The organism is Streptomyces sp. NPDC059917 (genome assembly GCF_042730635.1).
Taxonomy (GTDB): Bacteria; Actinomycetota; Actinomycetes; order Streptomycetales; family Streptomycetaceae; genus Streptomyces.
The window spans coordinates 73291-89938 of record NZ_JBHWLC010000002.1 but is presented as its reverse complement, the minus strand read 5'-3'; the positions used below and the strand labels follow the sequence as shown (position 1 = coordinate 89938).

The window sequence follows — 16648 nt, the reverse complement described above, 5'->3', positions numbered from 1 at the left end:
CCTGCCCCGGGCGCCCGCCCCGGCCCGCGCGGGGGATCACACCGCGCGCTCGTCCACCACCCGGAAGCGGATCCCCGCCTTCTGGAGCCGCTCCAGCAGCGCGTCGCCCATCGCGACCGCCGTGGTCACCTGCCCGGAGGTCGCCGGGAGCCGGTCGTACGCCAGGCACAGCGCGGACTCCCCGAGCATCTTCGCCGTCTCCCCGTAGCCGGGGTCGCCGCCCGAGACCTCCGTGAACACCCGCCGCCCGCCGCCCTCGCCCACGAAGCGGACCGTGAACCAACTGCGCGCCCTGCGCTCGGCGTCCGGCCCGCGCCCCGGCTCCCACAGCCCGCCGAGCCACTGCCGCACCGCCGGGACCTGGGCCAGGGCGACCGTGGCCCCGACCGCGCCCGCACCGGCCGCCGCGATCGGCAGGTGCCGCACGGAGGCGTAGTGCCGGTAGCGGAAGTCCGGGCCGTACCGCTCCAGGGCGGCGGCCGAGCGGGCCACCACCCGCGGGTCCAGGGTGGGCAGCGGCAGCGCCCACGTGCCGGTCTCCCGGCTGTAGCGGGGCGCCCCGACCGGGCCCCGCGCCCGGCGGCCCACCGTCCGCGGTTCGTGCAGCCGGCGCTCCCGCGCGGCGGCCAGCGTCTGCGGCCCGCGCCCGAAGGCGCCGAGCGCCGAGGCCAGCGTGCCGCCGGAGAAGGAAGCCTGCGTGCGCAGGAAACCGTCCACGGTCAGCGGTACGCCCTCGGGCAGCTGACGGACGGTGAAGTACGCGCCGAGGTCCGCCGGAATCGAGTCGAAGCCGCAGGCGTGCACGATCCGGGCGCCGCTCTCGCGGGCCCGCGCGTCGTGCGCGACGTACATCCGGTCCACGAACTCCGGCTCCCCGGTGAGGTCCAGGTAGTCGGTGCCGCTCTCGGCGCAGGCGGCGACCAGCTCCGCGCCGTGGTGCACGTACGGGCCCACCGTGGTGGCCAACACCCGCGTGGTGGCGGCGAGTTCCCGCACCGCCCGCGGATCGGCGGCGTCCGCGCGCAGCAGCGGCAGCTCCGCGCAGCGGGGGTCGAGGGCGGCGAGTCGCTCGCGGAGCCGTTCGAGTTTGGCGGGGTCCCGTCCCGCGAGCGCCCACCGGCACCCGGCCGGCGCGTGCGCGGCGAGGTACTCGGCGGTCAGGGCGCCCACGAAGCCGGTGGCTCCGAAGAGCACCAGGTCGTAGGCGCGCCCGTCCCGGTGGTCCTGGCGCTCCGGCGGTTCTGGCGCGTTCTGATCGCTGTTCCGGCTGTTCATCACCGCTCCTCCCGACTGCTGATGGTCGCCGAGGCTAGCGTGGGGATCGACTGTCCGTGCGAGCAGGTGGGACCTGCGGTGAAGGGGAGGCGTCGATGAAGGCTGCGGTACGCACGTGGGAAGCGGTGCGGGAGTTCGCCCTCGGGCTGCCGGAGGTGCGGGAGGACCATCCCTGGGATCCGGAGCGCGCCGTGGCGAAGGTCAACGACAAGGTGTTCGTCTTCCTGGGCAACGCCGACGGCCCCGAGCCGCCCGCCCTCTCGGTCAAGTTGAAGGACGAGGCGCTGCACGCCCACGCGATGACCGCGCCGGGCGCCGCGCCCACCGGCTACGGGCTGGGCCGTTCGGGCTGGGTCACCGTACCGCTGGGGCTCAAGGGGTCGCCGAGCGCCGAGGTGGTCTGCGAGTGGGTGGAGGAGAGCTACCGGACCGTGGCCCTCAAGCGGCACGTGAAGGCGCTCGACGAACGCTCGGGGGCCGCTGACGGGGCGGGCGGCGCCGGGTAGGGGGGACGGGGGAGCGCGAGCGGCTAAGCGCTTGCTCGGTCGACCGCTCCAAGGGGTTGTGCTGAGCCGTGCCCGTTCCTAGCATCACTGGTGTTACATCAGTTGTGTCACACAGGGGTACCACGGATGCTGGGGGCTCGATGGCAGTGACAGGGAACGGCCCGCTGGCCGGAGTGCGCGTCGTCGAGCTGGCGGGCATCGGCCCGGGACCGTTCGCCGCCATGCTCCTCGCCGATCTCGGAGCGGACGTCGTCCGCGTGGACCGGCCCGGCGGGGGCGGCCTGGCCGTCGATCCCGCCTACGACATCACCAACCGCAACAAGCGCTCGGTCCTGCTGGACCTCAAGTCCGCCGACGGCCCCGCCCGCGTCCTGGACCTGGTCCAGCGGGCCGACGTGCTCATCGAGGGGTTCCGCCCCGGGGTCGCGGAGCGGCTCGGCGTCGGCCCGGCCGAGTGCCACGCCCGCAACCCCCGGCTGGTCTACGGCCGGATGACCGGCTGGGGCCAGGAGGGCCCCCTCGCCCACAGCGCCGGCCACGACATCGCCTACATCGCGGTCACCGGCGCCCTCGGCATGATCGGCGACCCGGACGGGCCGCCCGCGATCCCGGCCAACCTGGTCGGCGACTACGCGGGCGGCTCGCTCTACCTGGTCATCGGCGTCCTCGCCGCCCTCCAGCACGCGCGCACCACCGGCACCGGCCAGGTCGTCGACGCGGCCATCGTCGACGGCACCGCGCACCTCACCTCGATGATCCACGGGATGATGGCGGCCGGCGGCTGGCAGGACCGGCGCGGGGCCAACCTGCTCGACGGCGGCTGCCCCTTCTACGGGACGTACGAGACCTCCGACGGCGGCCACATGGCGGTCGGGGCGCTGGAGCAGCAGTTCTACGACACCTTCACGGAGCTGCTCGGCATCAAGGACCAGGCCCCCGCCCGCAAGGACCTGGCCCGCTGGGGCGAGCTGCGGGAGGCCGTCGCCGCCCGGTTCAGGACCCGTACCCGGCAGGAGTGGACCGAGGTGTTCGAGGGGACGGACGCCTGCGTGGCCCCCGTGCTCTCGCTGCGCGAGGCCCCGGCCCACCCGCACCTCGCCGCCCGCGGCACCTTCACCGACTTCGGCGGGATCGTCCAACCGGCCCCCGCACCCCGCTTCTCCGCCACCCCCGCCGCCGTGCGCGGCGGCCCCGCCCTGCCGGGCGCGCACACCGCATCCGTGGCCCGCGACTGGGACGTCCCGGCCCTGTACCCGCTGGAGGACTGAGAACCCGTGAAGCGCCGGATCTTCGAGCCCGAGCACGAGACGTTCCGCGAGAGCGTGCGCACCTTCCTCGCCAAGGAGGTGCTGCCGCACTACGAGCAGTGGGAGAAGGAGGGCATCGTCAGCCGCGAGGCCTGGCGGGCCGCGGGACGCCAGGGGCTGCTGGGCCTCGCGGTGCCCGAGGAGTTCGGCGGCGGCGGCAACGCCGACTTCCGCTACGCGGCGGTCATCGCCGAGGAGTTCACCCGGGCGGGCGCCGCCGGGCTCGCCATCGGCCTGCACAACGACATCATCGGGCCGTACCTGACCTCGCTGGCCACCGACGACCAGAAGCGCCGCTGGCTGCCGGGCTTCTGCTCGGGCGAGACCATCACGGCCATCGCGATGACCGAACCGGGCGCGGGCTCGGACCTCCAGGGCATCCGCACCCACGCCGAGGACCACGGCGACCACTGGGTGCTGAACGGCTCCAAGACCTTCATCTCCAACGGGATCCTGGCCGACCTCGTGATCGTCGTCGCGAAGACCACGCCCGAGGGCGGGGCGCACGGCCTGTCCCTGCTGGTGGTGGAGCGCGGCGCCGAGGGCTTCGAGCGCGGGCGCAACCTCGACAAGATCGGCCAGAAGGCGCAGGACACCGCGGAGCTCTTCTTCCACGACGTGCGCGTCCCCAAGGAGAACCTGCTCGGCGAGCTGAACGGCGCTTTCGTCCACCTGATGACCAACCTCGCCCAGGAGCGGATGGGCATCGCGATGGCCGGCATCGCCGCCGCCGAACACCTGCTGGAGATCACCACCGCCTACGTCAAGGAGCGCGAGGCCTTCGGGCGGCCGCTCGCCAAGCTCCAGCACATCCGCTTCGAGATCGCGGAGATGGCGACCGAGTGCGCCGTCACCCGCACCTTCCTCGACCGGTGCATCGTCGACCACGCGAACGGGGAGCTGGACGCCGTCCACGCCTCGATGGCCAAGTGGTGGGCGACCGAACTCCAGAAGCGGGTCGCCGACCGGTGCCTGCAACTGCACGGCGGATACGGCTACATGAGTGAGTACCGGGTCGCTCGGGCGTTCGTGGACGGCCGCATCCAGACCATCTACGGCGGCACGACCGAGATCATGAAGGAGATCATCGGCCGTTCCCTGCTCGGCTGACGCACCACCCCGGCTCCTCCGCCCGGCCCCTTCACCGGGCCCCTCCTCCGGGCCCTCCCCTTCGGGACCGTCCCTCCCCTCCCGGCCCACCTTCCTCGAAAGGCTTGACCAGTGAGCACCGAAGCGTACGTGTACGACGCGATCCGCACCCCGCGCGGCCGCGGCAAGGCCAACGGGGCCCTGCACGGCACCAAGCCGATCGACCTCGTCGTCGGCCTCATCCACGCGCTGCGCGAGCGCAACCCCGGCCTGGACCCGGCGACCATCGACGACATCGTGCTCGGGGTCGTGGGCCCCGTCGGCGACCAGGGCTCGGACATCGCGCGGATCGCGGCGATCGCCGCGGGGCTGCCGGACACGGTGGCCGGCGTACAGGAGAACCGCTTCTGTGCCTCCGGGCTGGAAGCCGTCAACCTGGCCGCCGCCAAGGTCCGTTCGGGTTGGGAGGACCTGGTCCTCGCCGGTGGCGTCGAGTCCATGTCCCGCGTCCCGATGGCGTCCGACGGCGGTGCCTGGTTCAACGACCCGATGACCAACTGGGACGTCAACTTCGTTCCGCAGGGCATCGGCGCCGACCTGATCGCCACCCTCGGCGGCTTCTCCCGGCGCGACGTCGACGAGTACGCCGCGCTCTCCCAGGAGCGCGCCGCCGCGGCCATCAAGGACGGCCGCTTCGCCAAGTCCGTGGTCCCGGTCACCGACCGCAACGGCCTGGTCGTCCTGGACCACGACGAGTTCGTCCGCCCCGGCACCACCGCCGACAGTCTCGCGCGGCTCAAGCCGTCCTTCGCGGACATCGGCGAGCTCGGCGGCTTCGACGCCGTCGCCCTGCAGAAGTACCACTGGGTCGAGAAGATCGACCACGTCCACCACGCGGGCAACTCCTCCGGCATCGTCGACGGCGCCTCCCTCGTCGCGATCGGCTCCCGCGAGGCGGGCGAGCGCAACGGTCTCGCGCCGCGCGCCCGGATCGTCTCGGCGGCCGTCTCCGGCTCCGAGCCGACCATCATGCTCACCGGCCCCGCCCCGGCCACCCGCAAGGCCCTCGCCAAGGCCGGACTGACCATCGACGACATCGACCTCATCGAGATCAACGAGGCCTTCGCCGGTGTCGTGCTGCGCTTCGTCGCGGACATGGGCGTCTCCCTCGACAAGGTCAACGTCAACGGCGGCGCCATCGCGCTCGGCCACCCCCTCGGCGCCACCGGAGCGATGATCCTCGGCACCGTCATCGACGAGCTGGAGCGCCAGGACAAGCGCTACGGGCTCGTCACCCTCTGCGTCGGCGGCGGCATGGGCGTCGCCACCGTCGTCGAGCGCCTCTGAACCGTCCCCGTCCCCGGCAACCCACCCCTTCTCACACGGAAGTAGCGAAAATGAGCGAGTCCACCACGATCCGCTGGGAACAGGACGAGAGCGGCGTCGTCACCCTGACCCTCGACGACCCCAACCAGTCCGCCAACACGATGAACCAGGCCTTCAAGGACTCCATCGCGGCGATCGCCGACCGCGCCGAGGCCGAGAAGGACTCCATCCGGGGCATCGTCTTCACCTCCGCCAAGAAGACCTTCTTCGCGGGCGGCGACCTCAAGGAGATGATCCGGCTCCGCCCCGAGGACGCCCAGCTCGCCTTCGACACCGGCACCGCGATCAAGAGCTCCCTGCGCCGGATCGAGACGCTCGGCAAGCCCGTGGTCGCCGCCATCAACGGCGCGGCGCTCGGCGGCGGTTACGAGATCGCGCTCGCCTGCCACCACCGCATCGCCCTCGACGCCCCCGGCTCCAAGATCGGCCTGCCCGAGGTCACCCTGGGCCTGCTCCCCGCGGGCGGTGGCGTCACCCGCACCGTGCGCCTCATGGGCATCACCGACGCGCTCCTCAAGGTGCTGCTCCAGGGCACCCAGTACCCCCCGCAGCGCGCCCTGGACAACGGCCTGGTCCACGAACTGGCCGCCACCCGCGAGGAGATGCTCGACAAGGCCCGCGCCTTCATCGACGCCCACCCGACCTCGCAGCAGCCCTGGGACGTCCCCGGCTACCGGATCCCGGGCGGTACGCCGTCCCACCCGAAGTTCGCCGCGAACCTCCCGGCCTTCCCGGCCAACCTGAAGAAGCAGCTGAGCGGCGCCCCGTACCCGGCCCCGCGCAACATCCTGGCCTGCGCCGTCGAGGGCTCCCAGGTCGACTTCGAGACCGCGCTGACCATCGAGGCCCGCTACTTCACCGAGTTGGTCACCGGGCAGACCGCCAAGAACATGATCCAGGCGTTCTTCTTCGACCTCCAGGCCGTCAACTCCGGTGCCAGCCGCCCCCAGGGCGTCGCCCCGCGCAAGGTCCGCAAGGTCGCCGTCCTCGGCGCGGGCATGATGGGCGCGGGCATCGCGTACTCCTGCGCCCGCGCGGGCATCGAGGTCGTCCTCAAGGACGTCACCGCCGAGGCCGCCGCCAAGGGCAAGGCCTACTCCGAGAAGCTCCTCGACAAGGCGCTCTCCCGGGGCCGCACCACCGAGGCCAAGCGCGCCGAACTGCTCGCCCGGATCACCCCCACGGCCGACCCCGCCGACCTCGCGGGCTGCGACGCGGTCATCGAGGCCGTCTTCGAGGACACCTCCCTCAAGCACAAGGTGTTCCAGGAGATCCAGGACGTCATCGAGCCGGACGCGCTGCTCTGCTCCAACACCTCCACCCTGCCCATCACGGGTCTGGCCGAAGGGGTTTCGCGCCCCGTCGACTTCATCGGCCTGCACTTCTTCTCGCCCGTCGACAAGATGCCGCTGGTCGAGATCATCAAGGGCGAGCGCACCGGGGACGAGGCCCTGGCCCGCGCCTTCGACCTGGTCCGCCAGATCAACAAGACCCCGATCGTGGTCAACGACTCGCGCGGATTCTTCACCTCGCGGGTGATCGGCCAGTTCATCAACGAGGGCGTCGCGATGGTCGGCGAGGGCATCGAGCCCGCCTCCGTGGAGCAGGCGGCCGCCCAGGCCGGCTACCCCGCGAAGGTGCTCTCCCTGATGGACGAGCTGACCCTGACCCTGCCCCGGAAGATCCGCAACGAGACCCGCAAGGCCTTCGAGGATGCCGGGCGCAGCTGGGCGGCGCACCCCGCGGACACCGTCATCGACCGGATGGTGGACGAGTTCGGCCGCCCCGGCCGCAGCGGTGGCGCGGGCTTCTACGACTACGACGAGGCGGGCAAGCGGGCGGGGATCTGGCCGGGCCTGCGCGAGCACTTCACGAAGCCGGGAACGGAGATCCCCTTCGTCGACATGCAGGAGCGGATGCTCTTCTCCGAGGCCCTCGACACCGTCCGGCTCTTCGAGGAGGGCGTGCTGACCTCGGTCGCCGACGCCAACATCGGCTCGATCATGGGCATCGGCTTCCCGGCCTGGACCGGTGGCGTGATCCAGTACATCAACGGCTACGAGGGCGGCCTGCCCGGCTTCGTGGCCCGCGCGCGCGAGCTGGCCGCGGCCTACGGCGAGCGGTTCGCCCCGCCCGCCCTCCTCGTCGAGAAGGCCGGGCGCGGGGAGACCTTCACCGACTGACCGCACCCACCGCGCCGGGCGCCCCGACGGTCCACGACGACCGCCGGGGCGCCCGGTACCGCGCGAAACATACGGATGCGGCGCGGCCCTGGCGCTCCCACCGGCAGTCCTCCCCGCGGCCCCGGGTCCCCGCCGCTCAGGCCCCGGTGAGGTCCAGCGAGGCGAAGGTGCCGCGGTGGGCGACGCCGTCCGGGGCGGTCCACTCGGCCACCACCCCGGCCGGGTCGGCGTTCTCGCGCAGCACGCGCGTCAGCCCGAGCCGCGCGCCGCCGGGCAGCAGGACCCGCGTGCCCTCGGCGTCCTCGGCGACCTCCGGGGCCTGCGAGAGCGGGAAGTCCGCGATCTCCGGGCCGTCGTAGCGCGTGCTCACGGCCGGCTCGGGGACATCGCTCAGGCTCTGGTGCTGCGCCTGCGCGCGGCCCTGGAACAGGGCCAGCAGCCGGGCCACGCACACCGGGTCGTGCGCGCCGTCGTACACCCAGCGCCGCCCGAGCACCCCGTGCTCGGAGGTGCCGATCAGGCCCGCCCCGGCCCCTTCGAGCGGCGCCCCGCGGTAGGTGACCGGCACGTGGTAGGAGACCGGGCGCCCGCCCGAGGCCTCGGTGACCACCATGAACTCGATGCCCACCTCGCCCTGCGGATCGTCGAGCCGGAAGCCGCCCGACCGGAGCAGCTCCGGGGGCCGCCCGGTCGCGGTGTACCAGGGTCGCTCCGGCAGCCATGCGGCGAGGAGCTCCAGCTTGCCGGGGTCCATCGTGGTCCTGTGGATGATCGCCATGGCAGGAAAGCTACCCCGCCGCGGCGGCGCCCCCGCACCCGGCCCACCCCGTCCCGCCGGTCACTCGGGCGCGGTGAACGCCGCCCGCAACTCCTCCTTGAGCGAGCGCTGGAACGCCGTCACCAAGGCCTGGACCACCATCGGTTGCATGTGCGCAGACAGCGACTTCATCGCCTCCACCCGCTCGGGATCGCTCTCGCCCTCCGTGAACGGCCCCCACACCTCGTCCCGGAACAGCGCCGTCAGTTCGTGCGCGGCCGTCCGCGCGTGCTCCAGCAGCACGGTGCGCGCCGTCATGATCGTCTCGTGCGCGATCGGCACGTCGAGCAGCGCGATCCCGAGCCGCAACAGCCCGGGATCCACCCGGAAGCCGTCCCCGTCCGCCGTCGGCGCCAGCACGTTCATGGCGGTCAGCCGCTGGACGTCGGAGTCCGACAGCGGCCGCCCCACCCGCTTCTCCAGCTCCTCGCGCGAGGACTCCAGCGCCGCGTCCGGAGCCCACGTCGCCACCAGCGCGCGGTGGATCGCCAGATCGTGCGCGCTCAGGTCGTCCGGGAGGGCGTCGAGGTAGCGCTCGATCGCCGACAGGGTCATGCCCTGGTGCTGCAACTCCTCGATCAGGGCCAGCCGGTAGAGGTGTTCCGGCCCGTAGTGGCCGACCCGCCGCGGTCCGATCGCGGGAGGGGGCAAAAGCCCGCGCGTGCTGTAGAAACGTACGGTGCGGACGGTCACGCCCGCCCGGGACGCCAGCTCGTCGACGGTGAGCGTGGGCTCGGGCGCCTGGGTGGTCATGGTCTGCGCCTCGCTCTCTGATCAGCACGTTGCATTCGGCTTACGTTCGGCCCGTTCGTGTTCAACAGTATTGCTGTCGCACCAACGATGTGAAACGGCCAGGAGCTGCCCATGACGACGAACCTGCGACTGCCCGGAAGTCCCGACGGGATCACCCTGCCCGCGCTGCTCGCCCGCAACGCCACCGACCACGGCGACCTCCCCGCCCTCTCCTGGCGCGAGGGCCCCGGCTGGACCACCCTCAGCTGGTCCGAGGCGCGCCGCAAGGTGGGCGTCCTCGCCGCCGGCTACGCGGCCCTGGGCGTCGAGCGCGGCGACCACGTCCTGATGATGATGGGCAACCGCCCCGAGCACTGGCTCAGCGACCTCGCCCTCGTCCACCTCGGCGCGGTCCCCGTCACCGTCTACGGGACCTCCGCACCCGAACAGATCGCGCACATCGCCCGGCACAGCCGGGCCCGCCTGGCCGTCGTCGAAGGGGCCCGGGAACTGGCCCGCTGGGAGCCGCTGCTCGCGGACCCGCAGGTGCCCCTGGAACGGCTCGTGGTGGCCGAGGCCGCCGACGCGGGCGCGCACCGGACGTACGGCTCGCTGTTCGCGAGCGGCGCCCGGACCTTCCGCTCCGACGCCTTCGAGAAGGGCTGGCGCGAGACCCGCCCCGAGGACCCGCTCACCGTCGTCTACACCTCGGGCACCACCGGCGACCCCAAGGGGGTCCGGCTCAGCCACCGCAACCTGATGCTCCAGACGGTCCGCCTCGACCGCCACGTCGAGCTGCCCGAGCACGCCGAGCACATCTGCTACCTGCCCTTCGCGCACATCGCCGAGCGGGTCCTGGGCATCTACCTGCCGCTGCTGCGCGCCGCCCACGTACGGCTGTGCGCCGATCCCACCGCCGTCGCGGGGGCCGTGCGCGAACTGCACCCGGTGCAGTTCTTCGGCGTGCCCCGGGTCTGGGAGAAGCTCGCCGCGTCCGTACGGGCGGTGCTCGCCGGGCTGCCGCGGGAGCAGCAGGCGGCCATCGGGGCGGCCAACGACACCGCCCGGGCCCGCGCGGGCCACCGCGAGCGCGGCGAGGCGGTCCCGCCCGAGGTCGAGGAGGCCTACGCCCTGGCCAAGGAGCGGGTACTGGATCCGCTGCTGGTCATGGCCGGGCTCGACCGGCTGGTCTGGACGGCCAGCGCCACCGCGCCGATGCCGCTGGACGTGGTCCGCTTCTGGGCGGGCTGGGGCATCACCATCATGGACGCCTGGGGGCTCACCGAGACCTCCGGCGTGTGCACCGTCAACAGCGCCGACGGCTTCCGGCTCGGCTCGGTCGGCCGCCCCATCGAGGGGCTGGAGCTGAAGCTCGCCGAGGACGGGGAGATCCTCACCCGCGGCGCCACCGTCTTCGGCGGCTACCTGCGGGCGGACGGGACGGTGGAGCGTGCGAGCGACGCCGAGGGGTGGTTCCCGACCGGGGACATCGGCCGGATCGACGAGGACGGGTTCCTCTGGCTGACCGACCGCAAGAAGGAACTGATCATCACCTCGAACGGCAAGAACGTCTCGCCCGCCCTGGTGGAGAACACCGTCAAGGAGCACCCGCTGATCGGCCAGGCCCTGGTGCACGGCGACGGCCGCTCCTACCTGGTCGCCCTGCTCGTGCTCGACGCGGAGCTGGCCCCCGCCTGGGCCGCCGCCCGCGGGATCGCGGCCACCACCCCCGCCGAGCTGGCCGCGCATCCGGAGGTCGCGCAGGAGGTCGCGCGCGCCGTCGAAGCCGCCAACGCGCGGCTCAACCGCACCGAGCAGATCAAGCGCTACCGGCTGCTCACCGAGGAATGGGGCCCGGAGTCCGGCGAGTTGACCCCGTCGCTGAAACTCCGCCGCCGCGTCGTGCGGGAGAAGTACGGGGCGCTGATCGACGGTCTCTACGCGGAGCCGCACGGGGCCCCGTAGTCCGAACGGCGTCGTCGAAGGGTTCAGCTGCGGCTCGGGGTGCGGTGCAGGTACTCCAGCCGCTGCTGGGCCATTTCGATGTGCCGGGAGTCGAAGGACCGCAGCGCGCGCAGGAACCTGATCAGTTCCGGGGCGGTGTCCAGGGCCGTCTCCTGGTCCCGCAGCTGCGTCCAGCAGTACAGGGCGCCCGCCGCCGCCGCGTGTACCTCCGGCGCGTCGGGGGACTGGCGGGCCAGCCGGATCTGCCCTGCGCTGGTCCACAGCCGCGTCGCGGTCCCGAAGGTCCCCGCCATCCTGGCCAGGTCGGCGCGGATCTCCAGCCAACGGGTGGCCTCGGGCGAGCCGTGTCCCGTCCGCCGGACGACGTACTCCTCCCACGCCAGGGCGAGGGCGGCGGCCTCGGTGTGCCGGCCGGCGGTCGCCAGCGCGTGGATGTGCGGCCGCGGATCGTGCCCCGGCTCGGCGTCGTCCTCGACGTCCTCGGGGCCCGGAGCCCGGTCGTACGCCGGGTCGTGCGGCGGGGCCTGGGCGGCGGGGGCGGCAGGGGCGGCGGCCGCGAGCGGGTCCGCGGCGGCGGCCGGGGCGGCGAGTTCGCGCGCGGTCGGCAGGACCACCGTGCCCGGCGCCAGCGCCGCGGCGCCCAGGGCGAGCGCGTGCAACTGCAGGTTGGCCGGGCGCCCCGGGCTGCTGGCGAGCTGGTCGATCCAGCAACGGGTGTAACTGCTCACGGTGTTGCCGCTGCCGGCGAAGCCGGGCGGGGACACCACCCCGTACACCTCGGCCGACGGGGTGACGGGCAGGCTCCCGTACTCCTGGAGCAGCGGCCAGGCCGTCTTGTCCGCGACCAGATCGAGCAGCAGCGTCGTCGACCCGGCGGGTCTGTGCCGCAGTTCCGCGCCCAGCCATTCCCAGGGGAGCGCGGTGTAGCGCACGGATCCGGCCGTCGTGGTGGCCAGGGCCAGGTGCAGCCGGCGGCTGCGGCGGTCGACCGTCAACCGCCCCGACAGGTAGACCAGCAGCGGGCCCCGGGTGGCCGCGGCCGTGCGCAGCCGGGTCAGGACCAGGTTCGGATCCCGGGCCCCGTCGAGGTAGGTCGTGTCACAGGACAGCCCGCTGTTCAGCAGCGCCGAGGCCGGCACCACTCCGAGCGCGGCCAGATTGGCGCTCGGCGCCACCTGCACGGTCCGGCGGTGCACCGCCGGACCTCCCGCTATGAGGAGGACGTGCCCCCGCTGCTCCAGCCCCAAGTTCTGCATGACCAGACCGTACTCACTCCTCGCCCGCTATGTGAGCGCCGTCATGCCGGGCGGTGTCAGATCCGAGGGGGCTGCGCTGTCTTGTCCATGAGAAGCGAAGGAAGCGAAAGAGAGCGGGAGAAGGGAACGTGAGGATGAAGACCATCATCGTGTGCGCCTCCGTGTCGCACGGCAACACCCGGCGGATCGCGCGGAGCATGGCCGGCGCCCTGGACGCGAAGGTCGTGGCGCCCGAGCAGGCCGACCCGGCGGAGCTGGCGGGCGCCGACCTCGTGGGATTCGGCTCCGGCGTCTTCTACGGCCGGCTCCACCGCAGCCTGACCGACCTGGTCGGGGCCCTTCCCACCGGCGGGAGGCGGGGGCGCGCGTTCGTCTTCGCCACCAGCGGGCTCCCCGAGGCCCCGTGGGCCCCCTTCACCCGCCCCGTGTCCCGGCTCCTCGAAGCCAGGGGCTTCACGGTGCAGGACACCTTCTCGTGCCGGGCGTTCGACACCTGGGCCCCCTTCGCCCTGGTCGGCGGCCTCCACAAGACCCGCCCGAACCCCACGGACCTCTCCGCCGCCCACACGTTCGCGGAGCGACTGCGGGACTGAACGACCGGCGGGCGGGCGGCCGGTGCACAGCCCCCTTGGGCTTCGGGGTGATGGCGGGCACGGCGGCGCTCCTGGTGCGCGTCCTCCTCGTCCAACAGGAGGCGCAGCGCCCGGGCGACGGCGACGGCCTTCGCCCAGGGGTCCACGGGGGTGAGGCCGCGCGCGCGGTTCCACGCTGCGAGCCCCGCCTCGGCCTCGGGAGTGCGGCGGCCCTCGGCCTGGAAGTGGAAGCAGAGCACCCCGTGCGCGGTCAGGCCGCCCTCGTCGAGCAGGTACGCCGCCCAGCGCTCGGCGACCGCGCCCTCGGGCCGCGCCTCGGCGTGGGCGAGCACGTGGTCGACGCCGCGGCGGAGCTCTGATCAGGTGACCGCAGCGGGCGCAGACCTGGCCTACCGCGGCCCCGCTCACGCCCGCTCCAAGGTGCCCGGCGGCGCGGTGAACTCCAGCCTGTCGGCCCCGCGCACGTACGCGGTCCGGGTGCGCGTCGGCTCACCGGCGACCGCACCGACGAACTACTCGACGACGGCCATCAATTCACCCTCGCGGCCGCTCTGGGGGTCGCGGACGCGCTGGCGCAGCAGGGGGTGATCGACGTGTCCGATTGTCGGGGCCGCCTACGCCGCGCTCGACGACGACCGGATCTTCCCGAAGGTCAAGGTCATGGCCATGCAACAGCAGGCCCACGGCGCCAGTCTCACTGGGGACCGGACCGCCGTCGATCGGCTCATCGACACCGCGGGCGGGCTCATCTCCCGCGTCGACGACGACCTGCCATGGGGCAACGCGTGCAAGAGGACGCCCGGCTACCTGGAGGTGCAGCGGGCCACCTGCTACGGCCGCCTCGGGCTTGGACGGGAAGCCGAATCCTTGTGGTCGCAGGTTCTTGACGCGGTGCCTGCTACCGCCCGCCGGGACCGCGGCGTGTACCTCGCCCGGCACGCCACTGCCGCTGCCGGGGCCCGGGAGCCGGAACAGGCCGTTGAGATCGCCCGGGCGGCCGCCGAGATCGCGGCGGAGACCGGGTCGGCCCGCATGCGGCGGGAGTTGGCAACCCTGGAACGGGCCATGCGGCCGTGGCAGGATGCCCCGGTGGGCCGGGACCTCGCCGAGATCCTGGTGTCCGTGACCGAGGGGAGCTGACATGGGCGCACCGACGCCGCTGTCCGACGAGGCGATCGCCGAGCACCTGGCCGGGCTACCGGGATGGGAACGCAAGGGCGACGAGATCACCCGGACGTACGGGATCCGCTACCACGCGGCAGTGGCCGCGATCGTCACCATCGCCGACCGGTCCCGGCGGATCCAGCACCACGCCGATCTCGACCTCCGCATCGACCACCTGAGGGCGTCGATCACGACGCACGACGCCGGACACCGGCTGACGGTCGCCGACTTCGACCTCGCGCACCGCATCGACGCCATCGTGGCCGCGCACCAGGCGCTCCCGCTCGACTGATCACCGGACGGGCGGGAGCGCCTCCTCCCGCCCGGGGGAGGGGGCGGAGTCGGCTACGAGCCGATCAGGGGGTAGTGGTCCGAGAGGTTGGTGTAGGTGTAGGAGGTGCCCCAGCTGGAGACGGTCCAGGGGGCGGACTGCTCCTTGACCACGTTGTTGTTCCAGTTGGCCGGGCGGGCGTTGCCCTTGCGGTAGAGGACGTAGTCGAGGTCCTCGCGCGGGTCCGTCGGGTAGCGGTAGTTCGCGATCGAGTTGGTGGCCGTGTCGAAGGAGTACGGGTGGCCCGTGCGCGAGTCGGCGCCGGCCAGGTCCGCGTCCGCGAGCATGGAGGCGTACTCCGGGCTGCGCGAGTCGACGTTCATGTCGCCCGTGACGATGACCTGTTCGTTCGCCGGGATGTTCTTGGCGTCGAGGAAGGCGTCGATGTTCTTGAACTGGCGGCTGCGCATCTGGGCCGCCTCGCCCGCCTTGCAGCCCGAGTCGGTGGACTGCGCGTGGGTGCCCACCACGTGCACCTTGGTGCCGTTCACGTTCAGGACGACGTACGCGAAGCCCTTGTTGGACCACCAGTCGGCGCCGCACGCGTCCTTGTAGACGTACTGCTCCTTGCGCAGGACCGGCCACTTGCTGAGGATCGTGATCCCGCCGTCCTCCGGGGTGGTGGAGGAGTACGCGCCGCTCGTCGCGTCCCAGCCGTCCTTGCTGCGGCCCACCACCGGGGTCTGGTAGGGGTACTGCGCGGCGGCGTTGGCCTTGAGGGCGTCCGAGGCGGTGTTGTCGAAGGCCTCCTGGAGGACGACCACGTCGTGCCCCTGGAAGAAGGACGCCTTCGGGATCTCGCGGGCCCGGATGTCCTGGCCCCAGTTCGGGTAGAGGTTGGTGCTCATCAGGAACGTGTTGTACGTCAGGACGTTGAGGCGCGGCGTCGCGTCCTGCGCGGACTCCGCGGCCGAGGCTCCCGGGGCGGCGGTGACGGCGAGCGCGACGGCCGTGAGGGCGCCGACGGCCGCGGCGGCGGCCTGGGCGCGGCGGGTGCGGCGGGGCGTGCTGGGCAGCATGAGGACTCCATCGTTCCTGCGGGGGGAAGATCGGCTGCGCCATCACATCATCTGCAGTTACCTCTGGGTAACACCCAGGACAAGACTTTCCGACGGGGGAAGGGACTTCTTGCGCTCGCATACTTGTGCCATGAGTCCCACGCGATCCAAGAGCACCGGAAGCCACTCTGACACCAGTGGCCACATCGCTCCGCCGCCGCCCGGCGGGGTGCTGTGGACCATCGCCGGGGACGTGCGCGCGCTGCTCATGCTGCCGCCCGCCTTCACGATGCAGGTCGCCCACCCGGCGATCGGGGCGGGCGTGGACCAGTACTCCGTCTTCCGCAGTGACCCCTGGGGGCGCGGGGAGCGCTCGATCCGCTCCGTCCAGCTCTGGGTGTACGGCGGCGAAGGGGCCGTGGAGGAGGGGCGCCGGGTGCGGCGGCTGCACAAGGAGATCCGGGGCACGGACACCCGGGGGCGGCGCTACCACGCCCTCGACCCGGCCTGCTACTCGTGGGTGCACGCCTCCGGCTTCCCGGTCTACCTCTACGCCGCCCGGTACCTCTTCCGCGCGTTCACCCCCGCCCAGGAGCGGGCCCTCTACACCGAGTGGCTCCAGGTCGGCCGCATCCTCGGCATCCACGACCGGGACATGCCGGCGACCATCGAGGAGTACTGGCCGCACTACCACCGGATGTTGGCCGAGGAGATCGAGTCCACCCCGGTGGCCCGCGAACTGGTCGCCACCGACGTGCCGCTGCCCCGCCCCACGGGCGGGCCGCTGCCGGTGCGGATCCTCACCCGGCTCGCCTGGCCGCTGCTGCGCACCCTGTTCCTGCGCTTCCGGGCCTTCGCCACCGTCGGCTACATGCCCCCGGAGGCGCGGGCCGCCATCGGCCTGGAGTGGAGCCCGGCCCAGGAGCGCAGGCTGCGCCGCTTCAGCGCGATCGTGCGGATCGTCGTACCGCTGCTGCCCGAGCGGCTGCGCTACCTGCCCGTGGCCCGGGAGGCCCGGGCGCGGTGGCGCGCCGCCGCCCACTGAG

Annotated in this window: 17 protein-coding genes; 12 read left to right on the top strand and 5 right to left on the bottom strand. The window is 72.9% G+C overall.

What is annotated here, in order from left to right:
- Positions 1-36: 36 nt before the first annotated feature.
- On the bottom strand, positions 37-1275 hold the full coding sequence (locus tag ACFWAR_RS01625) for a saccharopine dehydrogenase family protein (RefSeq protein WP_385772257.1): 1239 nt from the start codon (positions 1273-1275) through the stop codon (positions 37-39).
- A 95-nt stretch (positions 1276-1370) separates the two neighbouring features.
- Here ACFWAR_RS01625 and ACFWAR_RS01620 point away from each other — a divergent pair, with 95 nt between their 5' ends.
- The 5 genes from ACFWAR_RS01620 to ACFWAR_RS01600 all read left to right on the top strand — a co-directional run bounded on the left by ACFWAR_RS01620 (position 1371) and on the right by ACFWAR_RS01600 (position 7746).
- Entirely contained in the window at positions 1371-1781 is a 411-nt protein-coding gene (locus ACFWAR_RS01620; RefSeq protein WP_385772256.1) for an MmcQ/YjbR family DNA-binding protein, read from the top strand.
- Positions 1782-1921: 140 nt separating this feature from the next.
- Positions 1922-3049 (top strand): CaiB/BaiF CoA transferase family protein, encoded by a 1128-nt coding sequence (locus ACFWAR_RS01615; protein ID WP_385772255.1) that lies wholly within the window; start codon positions 1922-1924, stop codon positions 3047-3049.
- A gap of 6 nt (positions 3050-3055) precedes the next feature.
- Entirely contained in the window at positions 3056-4198 is a 1143-nt protein-coding gene (locus ACFWAR_RS01610) for an acyl-CoA dehydrogenase family protein (RefSeq protein ID WP_385772254.1), read from the top strand.
- Between the two features lie 111 nt (positions 4199-4309).
- Positions 4310-5524 carry an acetyl-CoA C-acetyltransferase gene (locus ACFWAR_RS01605; RefSeq protein WP_385772253.1) on the top strand — a complete coding sequence of 405 codons (1215 nt, stop codon included), beginning with the start codon at positions 4310-4312 and terminating at the stop codon, positions 5522-5524.
- A gap of 50 nt (positions 5525-5574) precedes the next feature.
- Complete coding sequence (locus ACFWAR_RS01600) at positions 5575-7746, top strand: 3-hydroxyacyl-CoA dehydrogenase NAD-binding domain-containing protein (protein WP_385772252.1); 2172 nt, start codon at positions 5575-5577, stop codon at positions 7744-7746.
- Positions 7747-7882: 136 nt separating this feature from the next.
- On the opposite strand, the gene ACFWAR_RS01595 is transcribed toward ACFWAR_RS01600, so the two are convergent.
- Together ACFWAR_RS01595 and ACFWAR_RS01590 are read right to left on the bottom strand one after the other, a co-directional pair.
- A complete protein-coding gene (locus tag ACFWAR_RS01595) occupies positions 7883-8524 on the bottom strand; it encodes a 1,4-alpha-glucan branching protein (RefSeq protein WP_385772251.1) in 642 nt (213 codons plus the stop codon).
- Positions 8525-8584: 60 nt separating this feature from the next.
- Positions 8585-9316, bottom strand: coding sequence for a MerR family transcriptional regulator (locus ACFWAR_RS01590; RefSeq protein ID WP_385772250.1), 732 nt, complete (start codon positions 9314-9316; stop codon positions 8585-8587).
- Positions 9317-9427: 111 nt separating this feature from the next.
- Between ACFWAR_RS01590 and ACFWAR_RS01585 the strand changes: the two genes are divergently transcribed.
- Positions 9428-11260, top strand: a complete 1833-nt coding sequence (locus ACFWAR_RS01585; RefSeq protein WP_385772249.1) for an AMP-dependent synthetase/ligase — start codon at positions 9428-9430, stop codon at positions 11258-11260.
- A 23-nt stretch (positions 11261-11283) separates the two neighbouring features.
- On the opposite strand, the gene ACFWAR_RS01580 is transcribed toward ACFWAR_RS01585, so the two are convergent.
- Positions 11284-12516: a hypothetical protein gene (locus ACFWAR_RS01580; protein ID WP_385772248.1), complete on the bottom strand. Its 1233-nt coding sequence runs from the start codon at positions 12514-12516 to the stop codon at positions 11284-11286.
- 134 nt (positions 12517-12650) lie between these two features.
- Between ACFWAR_RS01580 and ACFWAR_RS01575 the strand changes: the two genes are divergently transcribed.
- The 5 genes from ACFWAR_RS01575 (at position 12651) to ACFWAR_RS01555 (ending at position 14565) form a co-directional block, all read left to right on the top strand.
- Positions 12651-13109, top strand: coding sequence for a flavodoxin family protein (locus tag ACFWAR_RS01575; RefSeq protein ID WP_385772247.1), 459 nt, complete (start codon positions 12651-12653; stop codon positions 13107-13109).
- 35 nt (positions 13110-13144) lie between these two features.
- Positions 13145-13468 carry a hypothetical protein gene (locus ACFWAR_RS01570; RefSeq protein WP_385772246.1) on the top strand — a complete coding sequence of 108 codons (324 nt, stop codon included), beginning with the start codon at positions 13145-13147 and terminating at the stop codon, positions 13466-13468.
- A gap of 4 nt (positions 13469-13472) precedes the next feature.
- Entirely contained in the window at positions 13473-13697 is a 225-nt protein-coding gene (locus tag ACFWAR_RS01565; protein WP_385772245.1) for a hypothetical protein, read from the top strand.
- A 72-nt stretch (positions 13698-13769) separates the two neighbouring features.
- A complete protein-coding gene (locus ACFWAR_RS01560) occupies positions 13770-14249 on the top strand; it encodes a hypothetical protein (RefSeq protein WP_385772244.1) in 480 nt (159 codons plus the stop codon).
- Position 14250: 1 nt separating this feature from the next.
- Positions 14251-14565, top strand: a complete 315-nt coding sequence (locus tag ACFWAR_RS01555; protein ID WP_385772243.1) for a 4a-hydroxytetrahydrobiopterin dehydratase — start codon at positions 14251-14253, stop codon at positions 14563-14565.
- A 53-nt stretch (positions 14566-14618) separates the two neighbouring features.
- On the opposite strand, the gene sph is transcribed toward ACFWAR_RS01555, so the two are convergent.
- Positions 14619-15623 (bottom strand): sphingomyelin phosphodiesterase, encoded by a 1005-nt coding sequence (sph, locus tag ACFWAR_RS01550; protein ID WP_385772242.1) that lies wholly within the window; start codon positions 15621-15623, stop codon positions 14619-14621.
- A 130-nt stretch (positions 15624-15753) separates the two neighbouring features.
- On the opposite strand from sph, the gene ACFWAR_RS01545 reads away from it, so the two are divergent.
- A complete protein-coding gene (locus ACFWAR_RS01545) occupies positions 15754-16647 on the top strand; it encodes an oxygenase MpaB family protein (RefSeq protein ID WP_385772241.1) in 894 nt (297 codons plus the stop codon).
- The last annotated feature ends 1 nt before the right edge of the window (position 16648 follow it).

Coding starts and splice junctions, on each gene's coding strand:
- ACFWAR_RS01625 (WP_385772257.1), bottom strand. CDS start 1,275: ATGAACAGCCGGAACAGCGATCAGAACGCGCCAGAACCGCCGGAGCGC.
- ACFWAR_RS01620 (WP_385772256.1), top strand. CDS start 1,371: ATGAAGGCTGCGGTACGCACGTGGGAAGCGGTGCGGGAGTTCGCCCTC.
- ACFWAR_RS01615 (WP_385772255.1), top strand. CDS start 1,922: ATGGCAGTGACAGGGAACGGCCCGCTGGCCGGAGTGCGCGTCGTCGAG.
- ACFWAR_RS01600 (WP_385772252.1), top strand. CDS start 5,575: ATGAGCGAGTCCACCACGATCCGCTGGGAACAGGACGAGAGCGGCGTC.
- ACFWAR_RS01595 (WP_385772251.1), bottom strand. CDS start 8,524: ATGGCGATCATCCACAGGACCACGATGGACCCCGGCAAGCTGGAGCTC.
- ACFWAR_RS01590 (WP_385772250.1), bottom strand. CDS start 9,316: ATGACCACCCAGGCGCCCGAGCCCACGCTCACCGTCGACGAGCTGGCG.
- ACFWAR_RS01585 (WP_385772249.1), top strand. CDS start 9,428: ATGACGACGAACCTGCGACTGCCCGGAAGTCCCGACGGGATCACCCTG.
- ACFWAR_RS01580 (WP_385772248.1), bottom strand. CDS start 12,516: ATGCAGAACTTGGGGCTGGAGCAGCGGGGGCACGTCCTCCTCATAGCG.
- ACFWAR_RS01575 (WP_385772247.1), top strand. CDS start 12,651: ATGAAGACCATCATCGTGTGCGCCTCCGTGTCGCACGGCAACACCCGG.
- ACFWAR_RS01560 (WP_385772244.1), top strand. CDS start 13,770: ATGGCCATGCAACAGCAGGCCCACGGCGCCAGTCTCACTGGGGACCGG.
- ACFWAR_RS01555 (WP_385772243.1), top strand. CDS start 14,251: ATGGGCGCACCGACGCCGCTGTCCGACGAGGCGATCGCCGAGCACCTG.
- sph (WP_385772242.1), bottom strand. CDS start 15,623: ATGCTGCCCAGCACGCCCCGCCGCACCCGCCGCGCCCAGGCCGCCGCC.
- ACFWAR_RS01545 (WP_385772241.1), top strand. CDS start 15,754: ATGAGTCCCACGCGATCCAAGAGCACCGGAAGCCACTCTGACACCAGT.